Origin of the sequence: Paenibacillus polymyxa (assembly GCF_001719045.1) — a bacterium.
Classification (GTDB): domain Bacteria; phylum Bacillota; class Bacilli; order Paenibacillales; family Paenibacillaceae; genus Paenibacillus; species Paenibacillus polymyxa_B.
In genome coordinates this window covers 1,253,824-1,274,618 of the sequence record NZ_CP015423.1, presented here as the reverse complement: position 1 = coordinate 1,274,618, position 20,795 = coordinate 1,253,824, and the positions used below count along the sequence as shown (strand labels likewise).

Below are 20,795 nucleotides of genomic sequence, written 5' to 3'. Positions count from 1 at the left end.
AATGAAGACCCAACGTTCGCCAAGTCGAACCGAATCTTCCCAAACCTATCTTTTCAAAGGATGTCTGTACAATGGATGATCGCCAAATACAAATCATTATCGATTCATTATTGCCTCTGCTTAAAGCAGGGGTTTCTTTTACGATTCCGCTCACGCTTATCTCCTTTGCTCTTGGACTCGTGCTGGCGCTGATTACAGCGTTGGCCCGGCTGTCCAAATGGAGAATACTCAAGCTGATTTTCGGCTTCTATGTATGGGTGATTCGAGGAACTCCTTTGCTGGTGCAATTGTATATCATTTTCTATGGTTTACCTTCCGTAGGTATTACACTGGACCCGTTTATTGCTTCAGTGATCGGCTTTACTCTCAGCGTAGGGGCTTATAGCTCTGAAATTATACGTGCGGCTATCATATCCATTCAGGAAGGCCAATGGGAGGCGGGGTACTCCTTGGGGATGACGCGATGGCAAGTATTGCGTCGTATCGTGCTTCCGCAAGCATCCCGTGTGTCCGTACCTCCGTTGGCTAATTCATTCATCAGCTTGGTGAAGGATACCTCACTGGCTGCGACCATCACCTATGTGGAAATGTTCAGAACGGCTAACCAGATTGTAGCTACCACATACGAACCGCTATTGGTGTATACCGAGGCGGGAGTTATTTACCTGCTGTTTAGCACCATTTTGACTGTGCTGCAAAATTACCTGGAGAAGCGACTAGGCCGTTTTTCCGTCAGATAAAGGAGATTGTACCGGTGATCCAAATTCGGAATATACACAAATCGTTCGGCTCGCTGGAAGTGCTTAAGGGTGTTGACGTGACGTTGGATAAGGGGAAAGTGCTTGTTATCATTGGTCCTTCCGGCTCTGGTAAAACAACGCTTTTACGCTGCTTGAATTTGCTGGAGGTTCCTGACCAAGGAGAGATCCAAGTAGGGGATATTGCACTGAATTTTGCGAAAGGAACGAAGCTCTGGCAAGAAAACATTTTGGCGCTGCGAAAGCGGACAGGGATGGTATTTCAATCCTACAACCTCTTCCCGCATATGACAGCCGTACAAAATGTGATGGAGGGACAAGTCACGGTTCAGAAAAAGAGCAAGGACGAGGCGCGCAAACGTGCATTGGAATTGCTAAAAAAAGTGGGGTTGGCTGATAAAGCGGAATCCTATCCGCATCAGTTATCGGGAGGACAGCAGCAACGAGTCGGTATTGCCCGGGCAATGGCGGTCGAACCTGAGGTACTATTGTTCGACGAACCGACCTCTGCGCTTGATCCTGAGTTAGTAGGTGAGGTGCTTAAGGTCATAAAGCAACTGGCTGCTGAAGGGATGACCATGGTTATTGTCACCCATGAAATGAAGTTTGCAGCTGAGGTGGCGGACCATGTGATTTTGATGGATCAGGGTGTAATCGTTGAGCAGGGTACGCCGCATGAGGTTTTGGAGCAGCCGACCAGTTCGCGGGCTATTCAATTTTTGAATCGTCTAAGCGGGGAAGCAGAATAAAGGGAATTTGAGTGTTTGTTAAATATAAGCGATTAGACTGAATAAAAAGGCAGCTACAGGCGGGCGTTGAAAAATAAGCCCCGCACCCGTAGCTGCCTTTTACTCATCATTTGTCCTCTTTTATTTCATTTTTAATGTAAGCAAAAAAGTACCCAATAGAATACAACAGCCTGCTATGAATGGTGCGAACATATTTGTATCAAATAAAAATCCCGCTAGAGTAGGGCCTACAATATTCCCGACACTCATATAGGCATTATTCATACCAGCTACATATCCTTGCTCATTCCCTGCCATCTTCGATAATTGTGTATTAAGAGCTGGACGAAGCATAGCGGTAGCAAAGAAAATAAGGGAAGTGAGAAGAAAGATACTCCAAAAATCTATGGCGAAAAGAAACAAAATATAAGCAGCTGAGGTGAAAAGAAGCGAACCTTTGATCACCCTTTGTTCACCAAACTTATTAATTATTTTAGCAACAACTAGTGCCTGCATACCGACTCCGATCACAGCACCTGCTGTTAGAATAATTGAAATATCTTGCGGCGAGAATTGGAAGCGGTTCGTTACATATAAACCAAGAACAGATTCAAAATTAGCGAGTCCAAAGGTCATCACCAGAACAAGTACAAAGAGCATCGCATACTTTGACCTTAACGATCTCACATATTGTTTGTACATAGATTCCTTCCGAGAAATTCTTGCCCGAGCTGCCTTCATTTGTTCTTTCGTCAAACTTTCAGGTAAACAAATCATTGAAAAAATAACTGCAATAATAGCCGCACCCGTTGCTATATACAGCGGCACTCTCGTTCCATATCCTGCAAGAAGACCACCAAGTCCAGGACCGATGACAAATCCGAATGACATGGCTGCGGCTAGCAGGCTATTTCCTTTGGCACGTTCTTCGGTTGTTGTAATATCCGCCACATATGCCATCATGGGCGGAATAATCAGGGCTGCTGCCATTCCTTCCAGAAGTCTTGAGGTATACAGCATCCATAACTCATCTCCGATAGCAAAGATAAATTTAGCTACAGCAAAAACAATGCCACCTACGACGATGAATACTTTTCTCCCATATCGATCAGACAGTTGCCCAGTCATTGGAGAGAGCAGGAATTGTGTCACTCCATAGGCTGCTACCAATAAACCGATCGCCCGCCCACTGGCACCAAATTCAATGATCAGTTCTGGCAGGATGGGGGTAATTAAACCAACGCCCACCATAACGATGAAGATATTAATCATTAGGATTCCAAGTATTCTTTTCATGCAAAAAACCTCCTGATCCATTGGTTTCTGGATAGGAGGTAGACGTACGAACAAGAAGATACACTGCTCCCGTCAAAGAAGCAATGCTCTTATCGTTAATACCCAAAAGCCTACACTAATCCTATCCAGAAAATTCGTAAGATTACGATTTTTTTCTTTGGTGGAATAGGATTAGTAGATCATTGGCTTAAGGTCACCCTTTCGATACTTTATTGTTTATCAACGTAACATAAATTTCTTGATAAGGCAATGAAAGGATAAATCAGAAGAACCCGACTCGTCCTTCGGCCACATTTTTTAGCCAGTCCTGCTTACGGCTCTTATCGAGCTCGCCTCGCATACCTTTAATAATCAGCTCAATATCGGCTTTTCCCTGCTCATGCCACTCCAGAGCAGTGCTGACATACAGTTCTCCGAGCTGAGCCAAGGAAAAACCGTCAGTCATGGCTGCCGCCTTCTGTGTACCTGTTTCCCCTGCAAAAACAAGGAAGTTACGCAGCTTGAGATATGCCAGTCGCAGCGCTTCGTCAGGCAAACTGATTTCATAGGCCCGATCGAAACGCCCTGCCCGGTTCATCAGACCCGGGTCGATTTTTTCGGGATAATTGGTCGTTCCGATCAGGAAGATGCCCTCCTTGGATGTAGCACCGTCGAGGGTATTCAGGAAAAAGGAACGCACTTCCTGAGGCATGGAATCAATGTCCTCAATGACTAGCACCATCGGAGCCAGGCGAGTAGCCGCCTCGAACACCTCTTTGACCGATTCACTGGTTGTATACTCCGTAATTTGCCAGTAGGCTGCCGGACCCGGTACACTGCTGGCAATAGATTTTACAAGTGTTGTTTTGCCGTTGCCCGGATGGCCATATAGCAAAATACCACGCTTATAAGGAATGTTATAAGTCTGATAGAAGGTACGATCCGCTTCAAAAAACTGATCGAGTGATCGGAAAATATCCCGTTTGATTTCCGCTTTCAAAATCACGTCATCCCGCGTAATTGCGCGGGTTATCGGCTCTGCCTGCCGAGAAAGTCCACGGCTTGTGTCGGTAAAAACGGTGACACGCTTCATATTCTGCTTACGTTCACGACCGCGTACTCCCGCGAGGAAGCCTTGCAGCTCCTGGTCGCCTATCGCAAATACGTAATCTTCATTGTACACGCCATTCTCACGGAAAAAGGGAACTCGCGCCAGCGCGATGCCCCACTTGGGGTAGGCGAATACATTATTACGCATCGACAGATGCACGCCGTATTCAGGAGTCGGTCCGTCATCGTCATACTGGATGGTGCGTTCCTCCAAACGATCGAAGACCCGTGCCACATGCTCCAGATTGGGGCTACCTGAACGAATGTCCTCCTCCAGCAGATCCCAATACTCAATATTGGGATCATCGCTGGCATACAGCACGTATTTTACGCCGTAGCGGTTATAGAGTGCTTCACTGATACCATCGATTAGACGGGCATAAGCGGCATAACCGGTAATGCGTCCATCTGTACGTTCATCAAATTCGTAAATAGCTGGGATGTCTATACTCAAATTATTTGGCTCCTTTCAGGGCGGCCAGCGGCTTGCATTTGGCTACAACTGCTGCGAGTCCTGCCCCGGTGACACTTTCGATAATATCATCTACATTTTTGTAGGCCTGTGGAGACTCGTCGATAATGCTTTCCAGCGATGCCTGATTGACCACAATTTCGTCGTCTGTTCCTACACCCAGGGCCCCTGCAAAATCGTCCACACTGACGAGTCGTTTGGTCGCAGAACGCGAGCGAATCCGGCCTGCTCCATGGCAAATGGAGTGGAAGTTATGCTGACCGCCCGGTAAACCTACCATAATATAAGAGGCTGTCCCCATAGAGCCGGGGATCAGGGCTGGATGCCCGGTCGCCTGATAAGGCCGCGGATTGTCGGGGTGTCCTGCTGGAAGAGCACGCGTAGCACCTTTACGATGCACAAACACGCTGCCGTGATCCGGATGGGATTCCTCCCAAGCATAATTGTGCATTAGATCGTACAAAGTACGCAACTCGCACTTTGTACCAAAGACATCGCGGAAGGCTTCACGCACGGAGTATGCGATGAGATGTCGGTTCACCACAGCATAATTCAGCGCCGAATACATCATATCGACATAATGTGCAGCCTCGGGGTGATCCAGCGGTGCGAATACTAGTCTCGGGTCGGAGGTACCGAGCCCGAGACGGCTCATTGCCTTGGCAATGGCAGATGAGCTGGCCTGGCTGACTGCTCCACCCCAAGCCCGTGATCCCGAATGAATCATCACAGCCACCTGACCGTCGAACATCCCCCAAGCTTCAGCTGTTTCGCGGTTTTCCTCCGCGATTTCAATCGCCTGAATTTCGACGAAGTGATTGCCTCCACCCAGCGTGCCGAGCTGTCGGTGAGCCCGATGCCACGTACGATCTTCGACAAGATTCAGCACCTCCTCGTCAAAGGAGAACTTACTGTGCTCTACATGGGTGAGTGAGGTGGATTTCTTAGGAGTGTAGCTGTCCGGAATATATTTGTTGGGTAAGCCGTGCAGACCCTTGCGTACAATATGCTCCAGTCGGATATCCGAATAATGCCCGCGCTGGTGGGCTTCCATAGGCAAATATTTGTCGATGGTTTTGACCAGCTTACGGCGCAGCTTGGTTTCCTTCAAAGCATCCTTGTGCAGATTGGTCAGGTGTAGGCGCATGCCGCAGCCAATATCACTGCCAACGATGGAGGGAGATACATAGCCGTCCTCTATTCCCCATACAGCAGTCGTACCGATGCAGGTTCCGACGCCTACATGTACATCTGGTGTGTATCCCATATAGCGGATACCCGGAATTTGTAAATTGTTATTAGCCATCTCGAACACCTTGTAATCTAGTGAGGAGAAAAGTTGCTGAGAAGCATATACGGTCAGATCACCTGCCGGAAGCTTCATCAGATGGCTGTATGGTCCTTTATGCAAGGACGAGTCGGTTGTATGTTGTATATTCATATAAATGGGTAGTTCCCTTCTTCAAGTAAATTCATAAATACTTGCATAAAAAGATATAAAAAAAACAAAAAAGCCGCAGACTTGTCGTCTACGGCTTCCTGCACCGAAAGTGTCATTACATTTTATGATCAACACATCATAAATACGTAAAATAACCTGTTCTTCCAATAGCATAAAAAAATAAAAAAGCCTGGCTAATCACGCCGTCAGACAGCGTGATATCACCCATCATGTCGCCCGAACGGGGCCGATGAGACGAAAACTCAAATATGTGGTTGTATCATGCTGTCTGTCTGTCGTTATCATGTAAAGCTCAGTCATGTCTGTCGGCCCCCTTTTCTTAAAGTTAATTGCTATGTTAATGGAAACCTGTGGAAGCTGTCAACCCTGAAAGGTAGAAGTATAGGGAAATGTGACTTTACTCACGGTGAAGTGTGAGTAACATCATAGTTCAATTGGCCCAAAGCTGATATTGTACTAAATATTCAAATATTCAGATATTGTTGAACGTTTATAGGACAATTCTGTGAGGGGGACGGAGCAGGCATGGAAGGAGATCTCCAGAAATTTAAGGCCGACATTTTCAAAGCATTGGCTCACCCTCTGCGCATCCGCATTTTGGAGGTGCTGAGTGAAGGGGAACGGAATGTGAACGAGCTACAGACTGCGCTCGGTTCCGAAGGTTCTGCCGTATCGCAGCAATTGGCCGTTTTACGAGCCAAAAATTTGGTGAACAGTTTCAAGGAAGGTACATCGGTCGTGTATTCACTACGTGATCCGCTTTTGAAGGAGCTGCTTGCGGTGGCGCGGCGGATTTTTGACAATCATTTGGTCGAAGCGATCTCGTTGCTGGAAGGTATACGTAACGAGAAGTAATGCTATTACAGAAAAGAAGGGTTACAGGAATGAAGTGGATAGGAAGGTTCGAAGGCTATAACGCAGGGGCTTTGCGTAAGGATCTTATTTCCGGAAGTATTGTAGCGATTGTGGCGATTCCGCTTGGTATGGCGTTTGCCATTGCATCAGGAGTAAAGCCGGAATATGGGCTGTATACGACCATTGTTGCGGGAATTTTGGTTTCGCTGCTGGGAGGGTCAAAATTCCAGATCGGAGGACCTACGGGTGCATTTATTCCGATTTTGCTGGCTATTGTCATGCAATACGGTTATGAGAACCTACTCATAGCCGGTTTTATGGCGGGCATTATGCTCATTTTAATGGGAGTGCTAAGGCTGGGGGCACTGATTAAGTTTATTCCCAAGCCAGTAACAATTGGCTTTACGGCCGGAATTGCCGTGACGATATTCAGCGGTCAGATTGCTAACTTTCTCGGCTTGCGCGGGGTAGAGCGGCATGAAACTTTTCTGCCTTCCATGGCAGAGCTCGTCCATCGACTTCCTTCACTGAATGTATATAGTATCCTGACGGCTTGTATCTGTCTTGCCGCGCTTATTTTGGTGCCTAAAAAATGGCCCAAGATACCCGGTTCACTGGTTGGTCTACTCTTGTCAACACTGGTGGCAGCTTTACTTTTTCCAGGGCAGGTGGCTACGATTGGCTCTGCATATGGCGCAATTCCAGCATCTTTGCCTGAGCTACATATTCCTGCGATGACGTGGGATTTGATCGTGAAACTCTTGCCGCCAGCACTTGTTATTGCAATGCTGGGAGCTATTGAATCTTTGCTTTCAGCGGTGGTAGCTGACGGTATGACGGGAGCCCGGCATAACAGCAATCGTGAACTGGTTGGACAAGGGATAGCTAATTTGCTGACACCGCTGTTCGGCGGTATTCCTGCGACAGGTGCAATTGCCCGCACAGCCACAAATATCCGTAGCGGTGCTGTTTCTCCTATGTCAGGCATCGTACATGGGTTCGTGGTGCTCCTCATTCTGGTGCTTTTTGCACCTTATGCATCTAATATTCCGTTGGCCAGTATGGCTCCGGTGCTGATGGTAGTAGCTTGGAATATGAGTGAGCGCAAGCATTTTGCACACATTCTCAAAACGCGGACAGCGGATTCTATTGTGCTGGTTGTCACCTTTTTGCTGACAGTTTTTACGACGCTGACAACGGCTGTGGAGGTAGGTTTAATTCTGGCAGTTGTATTGTTTGTTAAACGTATGAGCAGTACACTTTCAGTAGATAAGGTACTTCCTGATCCTTCTGTAAAACATGAAAAAGTAGGCGCCCATATGGTCACAGATCAGCATGATTGTCCACAGGTGGCTATTTACAATGTGGAAGGCCCTTTATTTTTCGGTGCAGCCTCGGTATTGGAAAACTCAGGTGTGGGAGGTCGGAATGACCACCTACAAGGGATTTTGTTGTTGCGTATGGGGAAGGTTCCTTTTATGGATATGACGGGAGAAGGTAACTTTACCGCATTAATTCAGAAATACCGGCAGTCTGGCGGAACGGTGCTTGTTTCCGGGCTCCAGCCTCAACCGCGGGCATTACTACAGAAAACCGGATGCTACGACATGATTGGACAAAAGCATTTTTTCGAACATACAGGAGAGGCCCTGACGGCTGCCCTTGCACTGGTGAATCAAGATCATTGCTGTGGATGCAGGCAAATGGCTTTCCGAGAATGTACGAGTCTGTGCCGCAGATCGCTGCAAACCAAATCTTCCTTTCCAGATGGAGCCGTTTCGGTTCCCATACCTGTAAATAGCGGCAGATAACACTCTTTTAAATTTGTTGCTGAATGCCGAAAAATCTCTTCTAATCCCCGAAACCAAGTGCATAACAAAGACTTGCATTTGCTTCGAAAATGGAAGAGATTTTTCTCTTCTTCAAGAAAAAAAGGAATAAAATTCAAAAAAAATGCTTGAATATCTGATTTTATGACACTATACTAGATTCAAAAGATACCATATGTTTCATTCTTTTGTTTTAAATTGTATTTTAATACTTGCACATTAACCTCCTCGATTACTTCTAAATTTCTTATCCTACCTTTCTCTTCATTTTTTTCACTTATCATTTTCAAACTTGTCCACCTGTTTCTACCCGATGCTCGTTCTTTACGGTCTGCACCAAGGGTTGTTCACCTCAGAATGATGACCTATGGATATCACCCCGGCGGAATCTATATTTTTTAAAGGAGGTGAGTACCAGAGGCTATTTTGTGAGCTTTTGACGTAGCTGCCCGGAAGGCTGTCCTTGAGAATTAAAAAACCAAGTAAAGGGAGATGGAAAGTATTGATTAAGTCGAAAAATATCAAAAAGACGCTGTCGGTCAGTTTTACCGCTCTTCTTGCTTTTTCTCTGATTTCTCCGGTATATGGTGATTCCAGCACAACCACCTCAGCAGGAGCATCGACGATTTCCGCCAAGGTTTCTGCCAAGCTGAACCAACAATTCAGTGCCAGTGAGTATGTCACCTATCTGGTTAAATTAAAAGATCAGGTGGATACGGAGTCAGTTGCCAAGCATGCTTTTCAAAAGGCCTCTGCTGAGCAAATTTCACCCGCTGCTGCTAAGCTTTCTGTACGTACAACGGTTGTGAACTCTCTCATGGATACAGCAGAAAAAACGCAACAATCCGTGGAGGAATACTTAAAGAAGGAAGTCAATAACGGAAACGTCAAAAAGTACAAGAGTTACTTTATCGTGAATGCATTTGCGGTAACCAGCACGAAAGAGGTCATGGATAATCTCGCCACACTTCCTGAGATCGACAAAATTTTACCGGACGAAAAGCGGGAACTGCAAAAGGTAGAAATAGATAAGGATGCCCAGCCCGTAGTTGAGGAATCTACAGCTGACCAAGCGGTTGCAGATCAAGCCGCTGTAGATACGGCTGTGACGGAAGAGAATGCGCAAAAATCAGTGGAAGAATCCGTGTATAAGGATGCTGTAACGCCGAGCCGTGTCGAGTGGAATATCTCTAAAATCAAAGCACCACAGGTTTGGGCCAAAGGCATCGACGGCAAAGGCATTGTAGTCGCCAATCTGGATACAGGCGTTGAATATACTCACCCGGCGTTGAAAAGAAAATGGCGTGGTCTGAACGCTTCCGGTCAGGTCGTTAATCCAGAACTGAGCTGGTATGATGCGGTTGATGGAGCATCACTGCCAACTGATTCAAATGGACATGGTACACATACGATGGGTACGAGCGTTGGATCGGACAGCAACGGTACGAATGAAATCGGTGTTGCCCCTGGCGCCAAATGGATTGCGGTTCGAGTATTCAATCCAGATACGACCGACTCCATCTTACTGGACGGTGGACAATGGATTCTTGCTCCTGTAGATAAAAACGGTAAAAAGCACCCTGAGCTTGCACCGGATGTGGTGAATAACTCTTGGGGCGGCGGACCTGGTCTGGATGAATGGTATCGTCCAGTCACCAAGGCGTGGAGAGCGGCTCAGATTTTCCCTGAGTTCTCCGCAGGCAACACAACATTGTCCAATCCGGGCGGACCTGGGTCTGTAGCCAATCCGGCAAATCTGCCGGAAGCTTATGCAACAGGAGCCACGGACATTAACAACAAGCTGGCCAGCTTCTCACTGCGCGGTCCTTCTCCTTATGGCGAAGTGAAGCCTGAAATTTCGGCTCCTGGTGTCAACATCCGTTCTTCTGTACCGGGTGGAGTGTATGAGGGGGGATGGAATGGTACCTCCATGGCAGGTCCGCATACTGCTGGATTAGCGGCATTACTGCTTCAGGCCAAGCCATCTTTGACTGTGGATCAACTGGAGGATGTTATTTCAAAAACAGCGACGCCGCTGACAGATAGCCAGTATCGGACTTCACCGAACAATGGTTACGGATATGGTCTGATCGACGCGCTTGCTGCGGTGAACTCCGTACTTAAGTGAGGATTTTGCAAAAATCCCATAAGCGACTTCCAATGAACAAGATATAGAGCGAAAGATAGGATTAAGAAAGACCCCCGAAATCCCTTTGAGCGGCTCGTACAGAGATTGCATACACCTGTTAACCGTGTAATGCACTATTACGTAGCCGCAAAAAAGGGGTTTCGTACATAAAAGAATATAAAAGTCATAGAATTTCAAGAAAAATGCAAAAAAATGACTTGTATATCTGTTTTGATAACTTTATACTATTCCATAATATATGATTATATATCAATTTTTAATATAAACTGTAATGATATAACATGTCTTTTCTTCGAAGTTCTCCTGCTTGTTCTCCTTGGTTTCTACTAAATTTCATCGCTTCCTATTGGAATTGTAAACTCACCTATGAAGTACCACCACCTATGAACAGCCAAATATTTTTGTGCCTCTATATTCTATGAAGGAGGTGGTCGCCAACCACATCGTGTTGCGCAAAACGTGTGTTTGATGTGTAAGGTATGAGGTCTTACTCTGTACAGGTTATTCCAGAAACATTAAACCTAGTAAAAGGAGTGGAGAAGTAATTGATTAAACCTAAACGATTCAAGAAACCACTATCTATCGGACTATCTTTGCTAATGGCCTTTTCCTTTGTTCAACCTGCTTTGGCGAATAACACACCGGATGGCTCCAAGCTGGAGCTGAAATCAGCCTCGCACAAGGTCACGACCGCGAAGGTGTCCCCGAAACTGACCAAACAGTTTGAGGAGAATAACTATGTTACCTATCTGGTCAAATTAAAAGAACAGGTAGACACCAACAAGGTTTCCAAAAATGCTCTCCAAAAGGCCTCACTTGAGAAAATAACACCTTCCGCTGCCAAAATGGCTGCGCGCAGCCATGTGATCAGTTCTCTGCGTGAAACGGCTTCAAGAACCCAATATGGGCTTGAAAATTATTTGGATAAGCAATCAGAGAGCGGCGGAGTGAAGGAATATAAAAGCTTTTTTATTGTCAATGCATTGGCTGTAACAAGCACCAAGGAGGTGCTGGATCATATTTCGCAGCTGCCTGAGGTCGATAAAGTCTTGCCGAATGAAACGCGTTATCTGCAAAAGGTGACAGTTGACAAGCAAGCAGAGGGAGCAAATGCCAAAACGGCTGAAACAGCGACAGCAGCAACGGCGAAGTCTGCAACGGTAGAGAAGGCTGTAGAGCTGGAGAAGGACGATGGCAAAACATCGGCTAAGCCTGGCAATGCAGGTAAGAACGCTGTAGACCCATCTACGGTGGAATGGAACATATCCCATATTAACGCACCACAAGTGTGGGAAAAGGGAATTGACGGAACCGGAATCGTGGTTGCCAATCTGGATACAGGTGTAGATTATACACATCCGGCCCTTCATCGCAAATGGCGGGGGCTGGACGCGGCAGGCAATGTCGTGAATCCCGAACTGAGCTGGTACGATCCGCATAGTCATGCGACGCTTCCGGTCGATCAGGAAGACGATTCCCATGGTACACATACGATGGGCACGATGGTCGGCTCTGAGGAAAACGGAACGAATCGAGTTGGCGTTGCACCTGGTGCGAAGTGGATTGCGGTTCGGATTTTTAATCCGGAAACGACGGATGCGATTATACTGGATGGTGGTCAATGGCTGCTTGCGCCAAAAGATGCCCAAGGGAATCTTCATCCCGAGCTTGCTCCAGACGTAGTGAACAACTCGTGGGGAGGTGGACCGGGTCTTGATGAATGGTTCCGCCCTGTGGTTCAGGCATGGCGGGATGCTCAAATCTTCCCCGAATTCTCCGCAGGTAATACCTCTCTTTCCAATCCGGGCGGACCTGCCTCGGTAGCCAATCCGGCGAACTATCCGGAATCCTTTGCTACTGGAGCCACGGATAGCAATGATAATCTGGCCAGCTTCTCATTGTTAGGACCCTCACCCTATGGTGAGGTGAAGCCAGAAGTTTCCGCACCGGGTGTGAATATCCGGTCATCTGTCGCTGGTGGCGCCTATAAAGGTGGGTATAACGGTACTTCCATGGCGGGACCTCATGTTGCGGGCCTTGCAGCTCTGTTGCTACAAGCGAATCATTCGCTTACCGTAGATCAGCTTGAGGAAATTTTGATGAACACAGCTACACCCCGCACGGACAGCACATATCCTACTTCGCCAAACAATGGCTACGGACATGGTGTCATTAATGCGCTGGATGCAGTCGGTTCGGTCATGCAAGGTCTGGGCTCCGTGTCTGGTAAAGTTGTAACGGGTGGCGACGATCTGGAAGCACCTGTTCTCGAGCATACACCGCCCGCAGCGGCATTCGAGGGTATTGATATACCTCTGACTGCTCATGTAACGGATGATGTCGGCGTGACAGCCGTTGAGGCCTTTGCCAAAACAGCAGGTACGTCAAACTATGTATATATTCCGTTGGAACGGACCTCCGGCGACAGCAAAGATGGTACATATCAAGCATCTATCCCGACTTTTTTGGTGGACAGCGCTGGTCTGGAATACTATATTCGTGTAAATGATTATGGTAATAATGGATTTGAAACTGAAGTATACAAGGTTAAAATCTCCAAAGGCGTAAAACCAGGCTACACACAAGACTTCGAAAAAGACATTGCCGGTATTAATATCGGTGGACAGGGCAGTGTTTGGAAATGGGGAACTCCGACAAGCGGCCCTAAAAGCGCACATTCGGGTACAAAGGTCATCGCGACTAATCTCGAAGGCCAATATCAGGCCAACTCCAACAGTTATTTTATGGCCCCTCCGATTGATCTGACCGAGAGCTCAAAAGGGGCACTGGTCAGCTTCAAGCATTGGTACGATCTTGAAAACAATTCTGATTTCGGCAAAGTGTACGTAGCAACCACAAACAATCAGAATGCGTTTGAGCAGGTATTATCGTTTACCGGCACCAGCAACGGCTGGAAAACACAATATCTTGATTTGCGGGCATTCGCGGGTCAAAAGGTATACCTCCTGTTCAACTTTACGAGTGACAATACGGTTGTGAAAGATGGCTGGTATATTGACGATCTGTCGATTCAGGAGCCAGACACCGTTGCACCTGCTGCGCCGAGCAATTTGACTGCTGAAGCAGATACTGTGGGTAACGTCACACTGGCCTGGAATGCTTCCTCCGATGATGATGTAAAGCAGTACAAGGTGTATCGTTCTACCCAATCAGGCAAAAATTATACTTCCATCGGTACAACCTCAGCACTGACACTCACAGATACCATCACGGTCGGTGGAGCGACCTATCATTATGCAGTGGCGGCTGAGGATTATAGTGGCAATGAAGGAATCAAGTCGAATGAGGCTTCTCTGAGAGTAGACGTGCCAGATACGCTGTATAGCGATCATTTTGACGGCAGCTCGGATAATGGCTGGACTCATTCCGGTACCAAGGATGAGTGGGAACGCGGCATTCCCAAGGAAGTAGGACCAGAGAGCGCAGCGTCCAGACCCAATGTGTGGGCAACCGATCTTGATAGCAATTATGAGAACGGAGCTGAATTTTCGCTGGTTTCTCCCAAAATTAATTTGCAGGCTGTACGCAACGCAACACTGACCTTCAATCACTGGTTTGAAATTGAGGCCGGCTATGATTACGGTTATGTGGAAGTGTCCAAAAACAATGGCGACACGTGGAGCGAGCTGGGCAAGTTCTCTCACAACACGAACGGGAAAAAGTGGACTCCAGTTTATTACAATCTGGATAGCTACACCGGCAATGAGATTCAAATTCGCTTCCGTTTGAAATCGGATAACAGTGTGAACAAGAACGGCTGGTACATTGACGATTTCCGTGTGCTGGGCATTCCAGCTGCGACAGTGACCAAGGACATCGTACCTGAGTCGAATATCAAGCTGGAAAAAGCGGAAGAACAATTCCCGCTGTACAAAATTACAAGCACTGAAAAGAGTGAATTCCAGGAGAAAGTGAAGCCGGCAGAAACAACGGTGGATAGTGGACGTGTCGGTCTCGACAGTCTTCCAGCCAGCGCTACGGTTACGGTATTGGAAACCGGACGTTCGGTGAAAACGGATCCGACCACGGGCAAATACAGCTTCACCCATGTGGCAGGCGACTATACGCTGAAGGCTGAAGCCTATGGTTATGTGCCTCAAACGAAAGCAGTCACGATTGAGAATAACAAAGTCATAAGAGCAAACTTTAGTCTTCAGGCCGTACCTCACGGTACGATTCATGGGGTCATTACCGACAAGCAATCCGGTGAACCGATCCAAAAAGCGAAAGTGTTGGTGCTGGAGGATGCGCGTATTGCTCCGGTAGAGACGAATGAGGCTGGAGAATTTACGCTGGACGTGCTGGAAGGAACATACACATTGTCCATTTCAGCTGAGAATTATTATAGCGACAGTGTATCCGTTACTGCTCCTCCGAACGGTAGTGTGGTAGCGAATGTCACGTTGAAACCTTTCATCGGGTTCCAGGGAGGCATTGCCTACGATGATGGGACAGGAGAAAATGCTAGAGCCTTTAACGCGGCAGGCAATTCATGGGCAGTCAGAATGACGCCTGAGTCGGAAGTGGCTCAAGTGACAGGAGCATCGCTTTTGTTCTGGAACTCTGCCTTCCCGAATCCGGGAGGAACGGCATTCCAATATTCTATCTATGACGCCTCCGGTGCGGCAGGAGCACCTGGACGATTATTGGCTGGTCCATTCGACGGGACTGCCGTAAGGGATGAGACACAATGGACGACGGTGCAGCTTCCAGAGCCGGTGACGGTTCAAGGTGACTTCTACATCGTATATACACAGTCTGCTGTAGGCACACAGTCGCCAGGTCTTGCTACAGATGAGAGTGGCCCGAATGCACTTCGCAGCTGGCAAGGTGTAAGCGGAGCATGGAGCCAATCACCTGAGGAGGAAGGGAACTACATGATCCGGGCTATCGTCAGATATCCGGTGAATGCTCCAACGATTACGACTCCTACGAAGGCTACGTATACGCAGGAAGAGTCGATTACCGTAACAGGAACTTCCCCGGCAGAAGGAGCCGATATTCAGCTCTTTAACGGTAAGGAACTGGCTGGCACAACGAAAGTGAAGGATCGTCAGTTCAGTTTTTCGGTTGATCTTCAGCCAGGTGCTAATCCGCTAAGTGTTCAAGCAGCGGTATACGGCAAATTAACGGATCGTTCCGAAACGGTAGTTGTGACGCTCGATCAGACTAAACCGGGTCTGATCCTGACTTCTCCTGATGAAGGAGCCCGTACGAACGCGGGTGTAGTTAGTGTTATCGGTACCGTGTACGACGAGTTCCTCACCGAATTGTCGATTAACGGTGAGCCCGCTGAATTTGGAAGTGATGGCAGCTTTAACAAGCGATTGCTTATCAACGAAGGCGAAAATCAAATTACGGTGATGGCCAAGGATCTTGCCGAAAACGAAACAACCGTTACGCGCTCGGTGTATGTCGATACAGCTCTGCCGAAGCTTGAAAACATTAGCCCTGCGGAGGATGTGCGTATTACTCCAGGGCAGCCGGTACGAGTATCTTTTGACAGTGCATCCGGTTTGGAGGCGTCCTTCCATGTGGAGCTGCCTTTCAACCTGTCCACTTTGGGCCGCAACGATATTCCATTAAATGAAACTTCGTCAGGCCACTATGAAGGTACTTATTTCACTTCATCTTCTCTGAACCTAGAAGGCGGAGTCATCGTGATCCGGGTAAGGGATGCAGCGGGAAATGAAGTGGAGACGGAGGCGCCAGGAAAATTGTATGTAACCAATGGTGGAGGACAGAACCCTGATCCGAATCCACCTACATCCAATGAAAAGCCAGTAGCCATTATTCAGGCTAATGAATCAGCTAAGAAGAACAAAAATGTACAATTTAACGCCAAAGCTTCCCGTGATGTAGATGGTGAAATCGTCAGCTACAGCTGGAATTTTGGCGATGGCGATACGGCAGTCGGTTCCAAGGTGAAGCATAAATTCACCACAGCTGGAACGTATACCGTAGAGCTAACGGTGACGGATAATGACGGCGCAAGCGGTAAGACTGTGCATACGATCACAATCCGTTAACAGCCAGTAGGAAAGGGAAGGCTTCTTTTAGAATAGCAATGAAGGCCCACAGCAAGCCACGGTTTATAGAGGCTGCTGTGGGCCATTTTTAATTGTCGAGCCGTTCAGGAAGCGATACAATGAATAATGCTCATAAAGTGAATCGTTTCACAATAATATTTTTAGCAGGAGAGGATTATATGATTCATTTGCAAAAAGAAAGCGGACGTATCCGTCTTGTGCTGGATGCCTATTTTATGGGAGAAGATATCATTGTACTCATTTCTGGCGGTGATCAGCCCCATTTGGGAACGATTACAGCAGGGGCCAGGCTCGAGCCGATTCAAACTGTGCAATTACAAAACCATAAGGAATTTTATATTACCGAAGAAATTGCAGTTCGCTTGCGAAAAGAGTTTGCGGGCAATTTTGCCATTTGCTGCGGGGCACATTTGGATCATGCAACCAAGGATGAAATCCGAGTGCTGACAGATATGGCTATACAACTGGGAAAAGAGCTCATTGGAGAACTCAAGGAAGCACGCTAGTAGCAACCTTTTTAAGTGAACTCCTGAAAGAGCAGATTGCGATAGGGATACTTGCTAAAGGGATACTTAAAAAGTAAGGCAAAGCCATCATCCTCAATTTGTACGGATTTCAGCGCAGAGGATGGAATTAAACTACGGATCATGACATGAACTGCACGCTGGTCTTGTCTGTTGATCGCTTTAGCTAAGGCAGAAGCAAAACATGGATTGCGTGCCAATTCGCGATACAGCGGAAAAACGGCTTTTGCGATGGCGCGATGAACTCTCGGCTCAAACGTAAACTGCACAGTCCCTGGTGGAATCGTCGTTCCATTCGTATAATAGAGCATCGGTGGCTGAGCTAAAAAAGAAATAAAGTAGCCGATGCCATTCGTGCCTAAGCCTTGTTTAGCGGCAAATGGCGCTATTGAGCAGAGAAGGGATTTCATCCGATCCAAATTGCCCTGAACGACAGCTCGTGACCATTGGACAGCAAAAGCACGTCGGGTTGCAATAGCTTTGTAAAAGGGCAGCATGGCAGCGGATATTTTCCTAAGTGTTTCTGCATTTAAACGTTTGTGAGGCGAGCCCTTTCTGCGGGATGTTGCACGATATAGCATAGCTCCGACCTCCTTGGCAGGATGCTCTCATGGAGCGCAATTGATCTGTAACAGGTAAAATACTGTATGCCCGGTTACCTCAAAAAGTGCTAATATCGCTATGTTTCTTCTTTTTAACGTTCTAATTTAAAAAATTGAAATAAGTACTGTCCTGATTTGTAAGATTGTGGTACCCTAGAACTTATATAATTGCTATTTTACTTATTGGAGTTGAATTTAACAGATGAGTGATTTGTACAAGGAGCCTCGATCTTCCGATCCTTTTCAGGAGACGAACGATTATAACGCCCCATTTAACCCGCCCCCAGTAGTTCCACCTACGAATAGTAAAGCTGTTGCCTCGATGGTGCTCGGGATTTTATCTGTGGTCATTCCCTATATCGGATTGATTATCGGAATTGTGGGTATTATTTTGTCCAGTCTTTCCCTGAAGGAAATTAACCGTCATGGCGAGCAAGGCAGAGGTATGGCCATTGCTGGATTGGTATGTAGTATTATCGGTACACTGATTTATACACTGATCATCATTTTTATAGTTATTGTTTTTATAGTAGCTGCCTCCAGTGGCGATCCGGATATTTTTTCAGACATTTAATGAATTGAAGTATGCTTGAGTCAGACAAACCATTCACGATTTGACTATTGGATGTTATGATAAAAGGAGTCCAATGAAGGAGAGTGAAGCCGTATGGCACGTACTCAAACACAAAAAGCGCTGAGCAAGGCAAAACGCGCTGGAATCTATTGTGCGGCACAGAGCCGCAAAACGAATGACCATTATGGCGAGATTTCACAGCACATACGAATGAAGCCGACCAAGCAAGAACAATTACAAAAGGTCAAGCACAAGAAGCGAATCGTTCAGAGCGACGCTTCTTTTTTTGTTTTTAGAGAGAACAGCAGGGTCCTTTTCGACGTGGCTTTATAAAGTAAGCCTGCAACCTTACGTAAAAAACTGATTCAACAAAAAAATGAAAAAAGGAGGGCTTAACAAATGAGCGCATGGTCAGATCAAACTGAACTCGAGCAATCAGATACCCGTACCATGAATAGAGCTTAGCAACCAAACGTTGAGCAGAGAAATGATTGTGTGGATTGAATAGCGCTTTTCTGTACCGAAAAAGGACTTGATAATAATTATCATTCTTGTTAGAATATCATAAGAAAGAAGGAACCCGGGCATGGGCTCCTTCATTATAAAGCTTAGGCTTGAAATCAAAGATTTACTTGGCTTCGAAGGTTTTGCAGTCTGTTTCTTCGGATTTGTGAGTGTCTTCAGGTCTGTTGCTTACGATATAAATGGAGCTAGCGCTACATTTATTTTCTTGGGCCCAGTACGTACATGAATTGACTTCACACAGAACGTCTTTTGCCATGTTGTACACCTCCTTATATGGTTGTGATGGGCTGAGCAAATAGTATCACGGTCAGTCAAGGTAGGACTTGTCCAACTGTGTTTACCCTCTTGTTAGGAAGAGGGATTTTGCTATGCCTGCTTGTACAATATCAAATGAAATCTAAAATTGCAATGTTTGCTTCATTTTGCAGTTCGAAGCGGACATAAGTGTCCCTTTTAATTAAAAAACAAAAGCTGTCCTCCATGCAGAACGAAATGTTTCTCTGCTGGAGAACAGCTTTTTTTGTTTTTCTGACATAATGACGATATGAAAAGATTTAGCGCACGTTAGGAATATTTACGATGGGATCGATGTCAGCATCATAGTCTACGCCCTCAAACTCAAAGCCGAACAGTTGGAAAAATTCGTGACGATATCCTTCAAGATCTGACAATTCGTAGATATTGTTGGTCGTCAGCGCCTCCCATATCTTCTCAACCTCTGCCTGTACGTCTTCGCGCAGTTCCCAATCATCAATACGAATACGTCCTTCTTCATCTACAGGAGTTTCTGGTGCGTACAGACGCTCAGCAAACAGGCGGTAGCTCTGTTCTACGCACCCTTCATGCAGCCCTTTTTCCTTCATTACCTTATATAAAGCAGAAATATACAGAGGAACGACAGGGATAGCGGAGCTAGATTGGGTAACGAGTCCTTTGGTGACTGCGACGAAGGCGCGTCCGCCTGTAACTTTCAACTGATCGTTCAGCTGATGTGCTGTCTCCTCCAAATGATCCTTTGCACTTCCGATACTGCCTTCTCTGTAGATGGCTTGCGTAATATCTGAACCAATATACGAAAAGGAGAAGGTTGTTGCAGTATCAGCCAATACACCGCCTTCACGCAAGGCGTCAATCCACAATTTCCAGTCCTCACCACCCATAACCTCTACAGTTGCTTGTACTTCTTCTTCTGTTGCTGGTTCAAGCGTCACGTTGCTGACTTCCCCGGTGTGGAAGTTAACGGTCTTGTTTGTGTAAGGCTGACCAATAGGTTTGAGCACGGAATTAAACGTTTCGCCTGTGCGGGGATTTGTACGACGACCTGAAGCGACACTGTAAATCACCAGATCGACTTGTCCCAGTTCTTCGCGAATGGCTTCCACCGTTTTGGCTTTGACCTCATCCGAGAAGGCATCGCCTGTCACGCTTAAGGATTTAAGCCCAGCTTCCTGAGCAGCTTTTTCAAATGCAGCAGAATTGTACCAGCCTGCCGATGCTGTACGTGTGGCAGTAGCATTACTAGGGCGATATACACCAATTGTATTGGCACGCGCACCGAAGGCAGCAGTAATGCGAGAAGCCAACCCATATCCGGCAGATGCCCCGATCACAAGTACATTACGGGGTCCCTGGATAGCAGGACGGGCCTGTACATAGTCAATTTGCTCCTGAACATGTTGGGCACAGCCCACCGGATGAGCAGTGGTGCAGATAAAGCCACGTGTTCTTGGTTTGATAATCATGTTATTGTAATTCCTCTCTTCTTGTAGCGATCTTCACCCTTACTATTTTAACTTTTAACTATTTTTTTTCAAACGTGGATTTCAGTAAGTATCCTTTTTACCCAAAAGTGTATCCTTGC

General features: G+C 46.7%; 15 protein-coding genes. 9 read left to right on the top strand and 6 right to left on the bottom strand.

The genetic code is table 11. The annotated features are described in order from the left end of the window. Window positions 1–71 precede the first annotated feature (71 nt). Both AOU00_RS05740 and AOU00_RS05735 read left to right on the top strand, forming a co-directional pair. The gene (locus AOU00_RS05740) at window positions 72–740 is read left to right on the top strand and encodes an amino acid ABC transporter permease (RefSeq protein ID WP_013311442.1); all 669 of its coding nucleotides are present in this window, start codon (window positions 72–74) and stop codon (window positions 738–740) included. 14 nt (window positions 741–754) lie between these two features. Next, the gene (locus tag AOU00_RS05735; RefSeq protein ID WP_069290150.1) at window positions 755–1,507 is read left to right on the top strand and encodes an amino acid ABC transporter ATP-binding protein; all 753 of its coding nucleotides are present in this window, start codon (window positions 755–757) and stop codon (window positions 1,505–1,507) included. Between the two features lie 120 nt (window positions 1,508–1,627). Here the strand turns inward: AOU00_RS05735 and AOU00_RS05730 are convergent, their stop codons facing one another. The 3 genes from AOU00_RS05730 to AOU00_RS05720 all read right to left on the bottom strand — a co-directional run bounded on the left by AOU00_RS05730 (window position 1,628) and on the right by AOU00_RS05720 (window position 5,784). After that, complete coding sequence (locus AOU00_RS05730) at window positions 1,628–2,782, bottom strand: MFS transporter (protein ID WP_069290149.1); 1,155 nt, start codon at window positions 2,780–2,782, stop codon at window positions 1,628–1,630. Window positions 2,783–3,044: 262 nt separating this feature from the next. Beyond that, on the bottom strand, window positions 3,045–4,325 hold the full coding sequence (locus AOU00_RS05725; RefSeq protein ID WP_069290148.1) for an AAA family ATPase: 1,281 nt from the start codon (window positions 4,323–4,325) through the stop codon (window positions 3,045–3,047). A gap of 1 nt (window position 4,326) precedes the next feature. Beyond that, window positions 4,327–5,784 (bottom strand): RtcB family protein, encoded by a 1,458-nt coding sequence (locus AOU00_RS05720; RefSeq protein WP_069290147.1) that lies wholly within the window; start codon window positions 5,782–5,784, stop codon window positions 4,327–4,329. A 546-nt stretch (window positions 5,785–6,330) separates the two neighbouring features. Here AOU00_RS05720 and AOU00_RS05715 point away from each other — a divergent pair. The 5 genes from AOU00_RS05715 to AOU00_RS05695 all read left to right on the top strand — a co-directional run bounded on the left by AOU00_RS05715 (window position 6,331) and on the right by AOU00_RS05695 (window position 17,215). Further along, a complete protein-coding gene (locus tag AOU00_RS05715) occupies window positions 6,331–6,660 on the top strand; it encodes an ArsR/SmtB family transcription factor (RefSeq protein WP_069290146.1) in 330 nt (109 codons plus the stop codon). Window positions 6,661–6,689: 29 nt separating this feature from the next. Next, window positions 6,690–8,471: a SulP family inorganic anion transporter gene (locus tag AOU00_RS05710; protein ID WP_069290145.1), complete on the top strand. Its 1,782-nt coding sequence runs from the start codon at window positions 6,690–6,692 to the stop codon at window positions 8,469–8,471. A gap of 520 nt (window positions 8,472–8,991) precedes the next feature. Further along, on the top strand, window positions 8,992–10,617 hold the full coding sequence (locus AOU00_RS05705; protein WP_069290144.1) for a S8 family serine peptidase: 1,626 nt from the start codon (window positions 8,992–8,994) through the stop codon (window positions 10,615–10,617). A gap of 566 nt (window positions 10,618–11,183) precedes the next feature. Continuing rightward, window positions 11,184–16,688: a S8 family serine peptidase gene (locus AOU00_RS05700; protein ID WP_069290143.1), complete on the top strand. Its 5,505-nt coding sequence runs from the start codon at window positions 11,184–11,186 to the stop codon at window positions 16,686–16,688. Window positions 16,689–16,867: 179 nt separating this feature from the next. Further along, the gene (locus AOU00_RS05695; protein WP_069292011.1) at window positions 16,868–17,215 is read left to right on the top strand and encodes a prenylated flavin chaperone LpdD; all 348 of its coding nucleotides are present in this window, start codon (window positions 16,868–16,870) and stop codon (window positions 17,213–17,215) included. Window positions 17,216–17,226: 11 nt separating this feature from the next. Here AOU00_RS05695 and AOU00_RS05690 read toward each other — a convergent pair whose 3' ends face one another. Continuing rightward, window positions 17,227–17,814: a hypothetical protein gene (locus tag AOU00_RS05690; RefSeq protein WP_069290142.1), complete on the bottom strand. Its 588-nt coding sequence runs from the start codon at window positions 17,812–17,814 to the stop codon at window positions 17,227–17,229. A gap of 223 nt (window positions 17,815–18,037) precedes the next feature. On the opposite strand from AOU00_RS05690, the gene AOU00_RS05685 reads away from it, so the two are divergent. Beyond that, window positions 18,038–18,409 (top strand): DUF4190 domain-containing protein, encoded by a 372-nt coding sequence (locus AOU00_RS05685; RefSeq protein ID WP_025720792.1) that lies wholly within the window; start codon window positions 18,038–18,040, stop codon window positions 18,407–18,409. A 93-nt stretch (window positions 18,410–18,502) separates the two neighbouring features. Then, entirely contained in the window at window positions 18,503–18,742 is a 240-nt protein-coding gene (locus AOU00_RS05680; protein WP_069290141.1) for a hypothetical protein, read from the top strand. Between the two features lie 295 nt (window positions 18,743–19,037). On the opposite strand, the gene AOU00_RS25665 is transcribed toward AOU00_RS05680, so the two are convergent. Then, a complete protein-coding gene (locus AOU00_RS25665) occupies window positions 19,038–19,190 on the bottom strand; it encodes a DUF1540 domain-containing protein (protein ID WP_013311427.1) in 153 nt (50 codons plus the stop codon). 298 nt (window positions 19,191–19,488) lie between these two features. After that, window positions 19,489–20,676 (bottom strand): enoyl-ACP reductase FabV, encoded by a 1,188-nt coding sequence (gene fabV / locus AOU00_RS05675; protein WP_069290140.1) that lies wholly within the window; start codon window positions 20,674–20,676, stop codon window positions 19,489–19,491. Window positions 20,677–20,795: the final 119 nt, after the last annotated feature.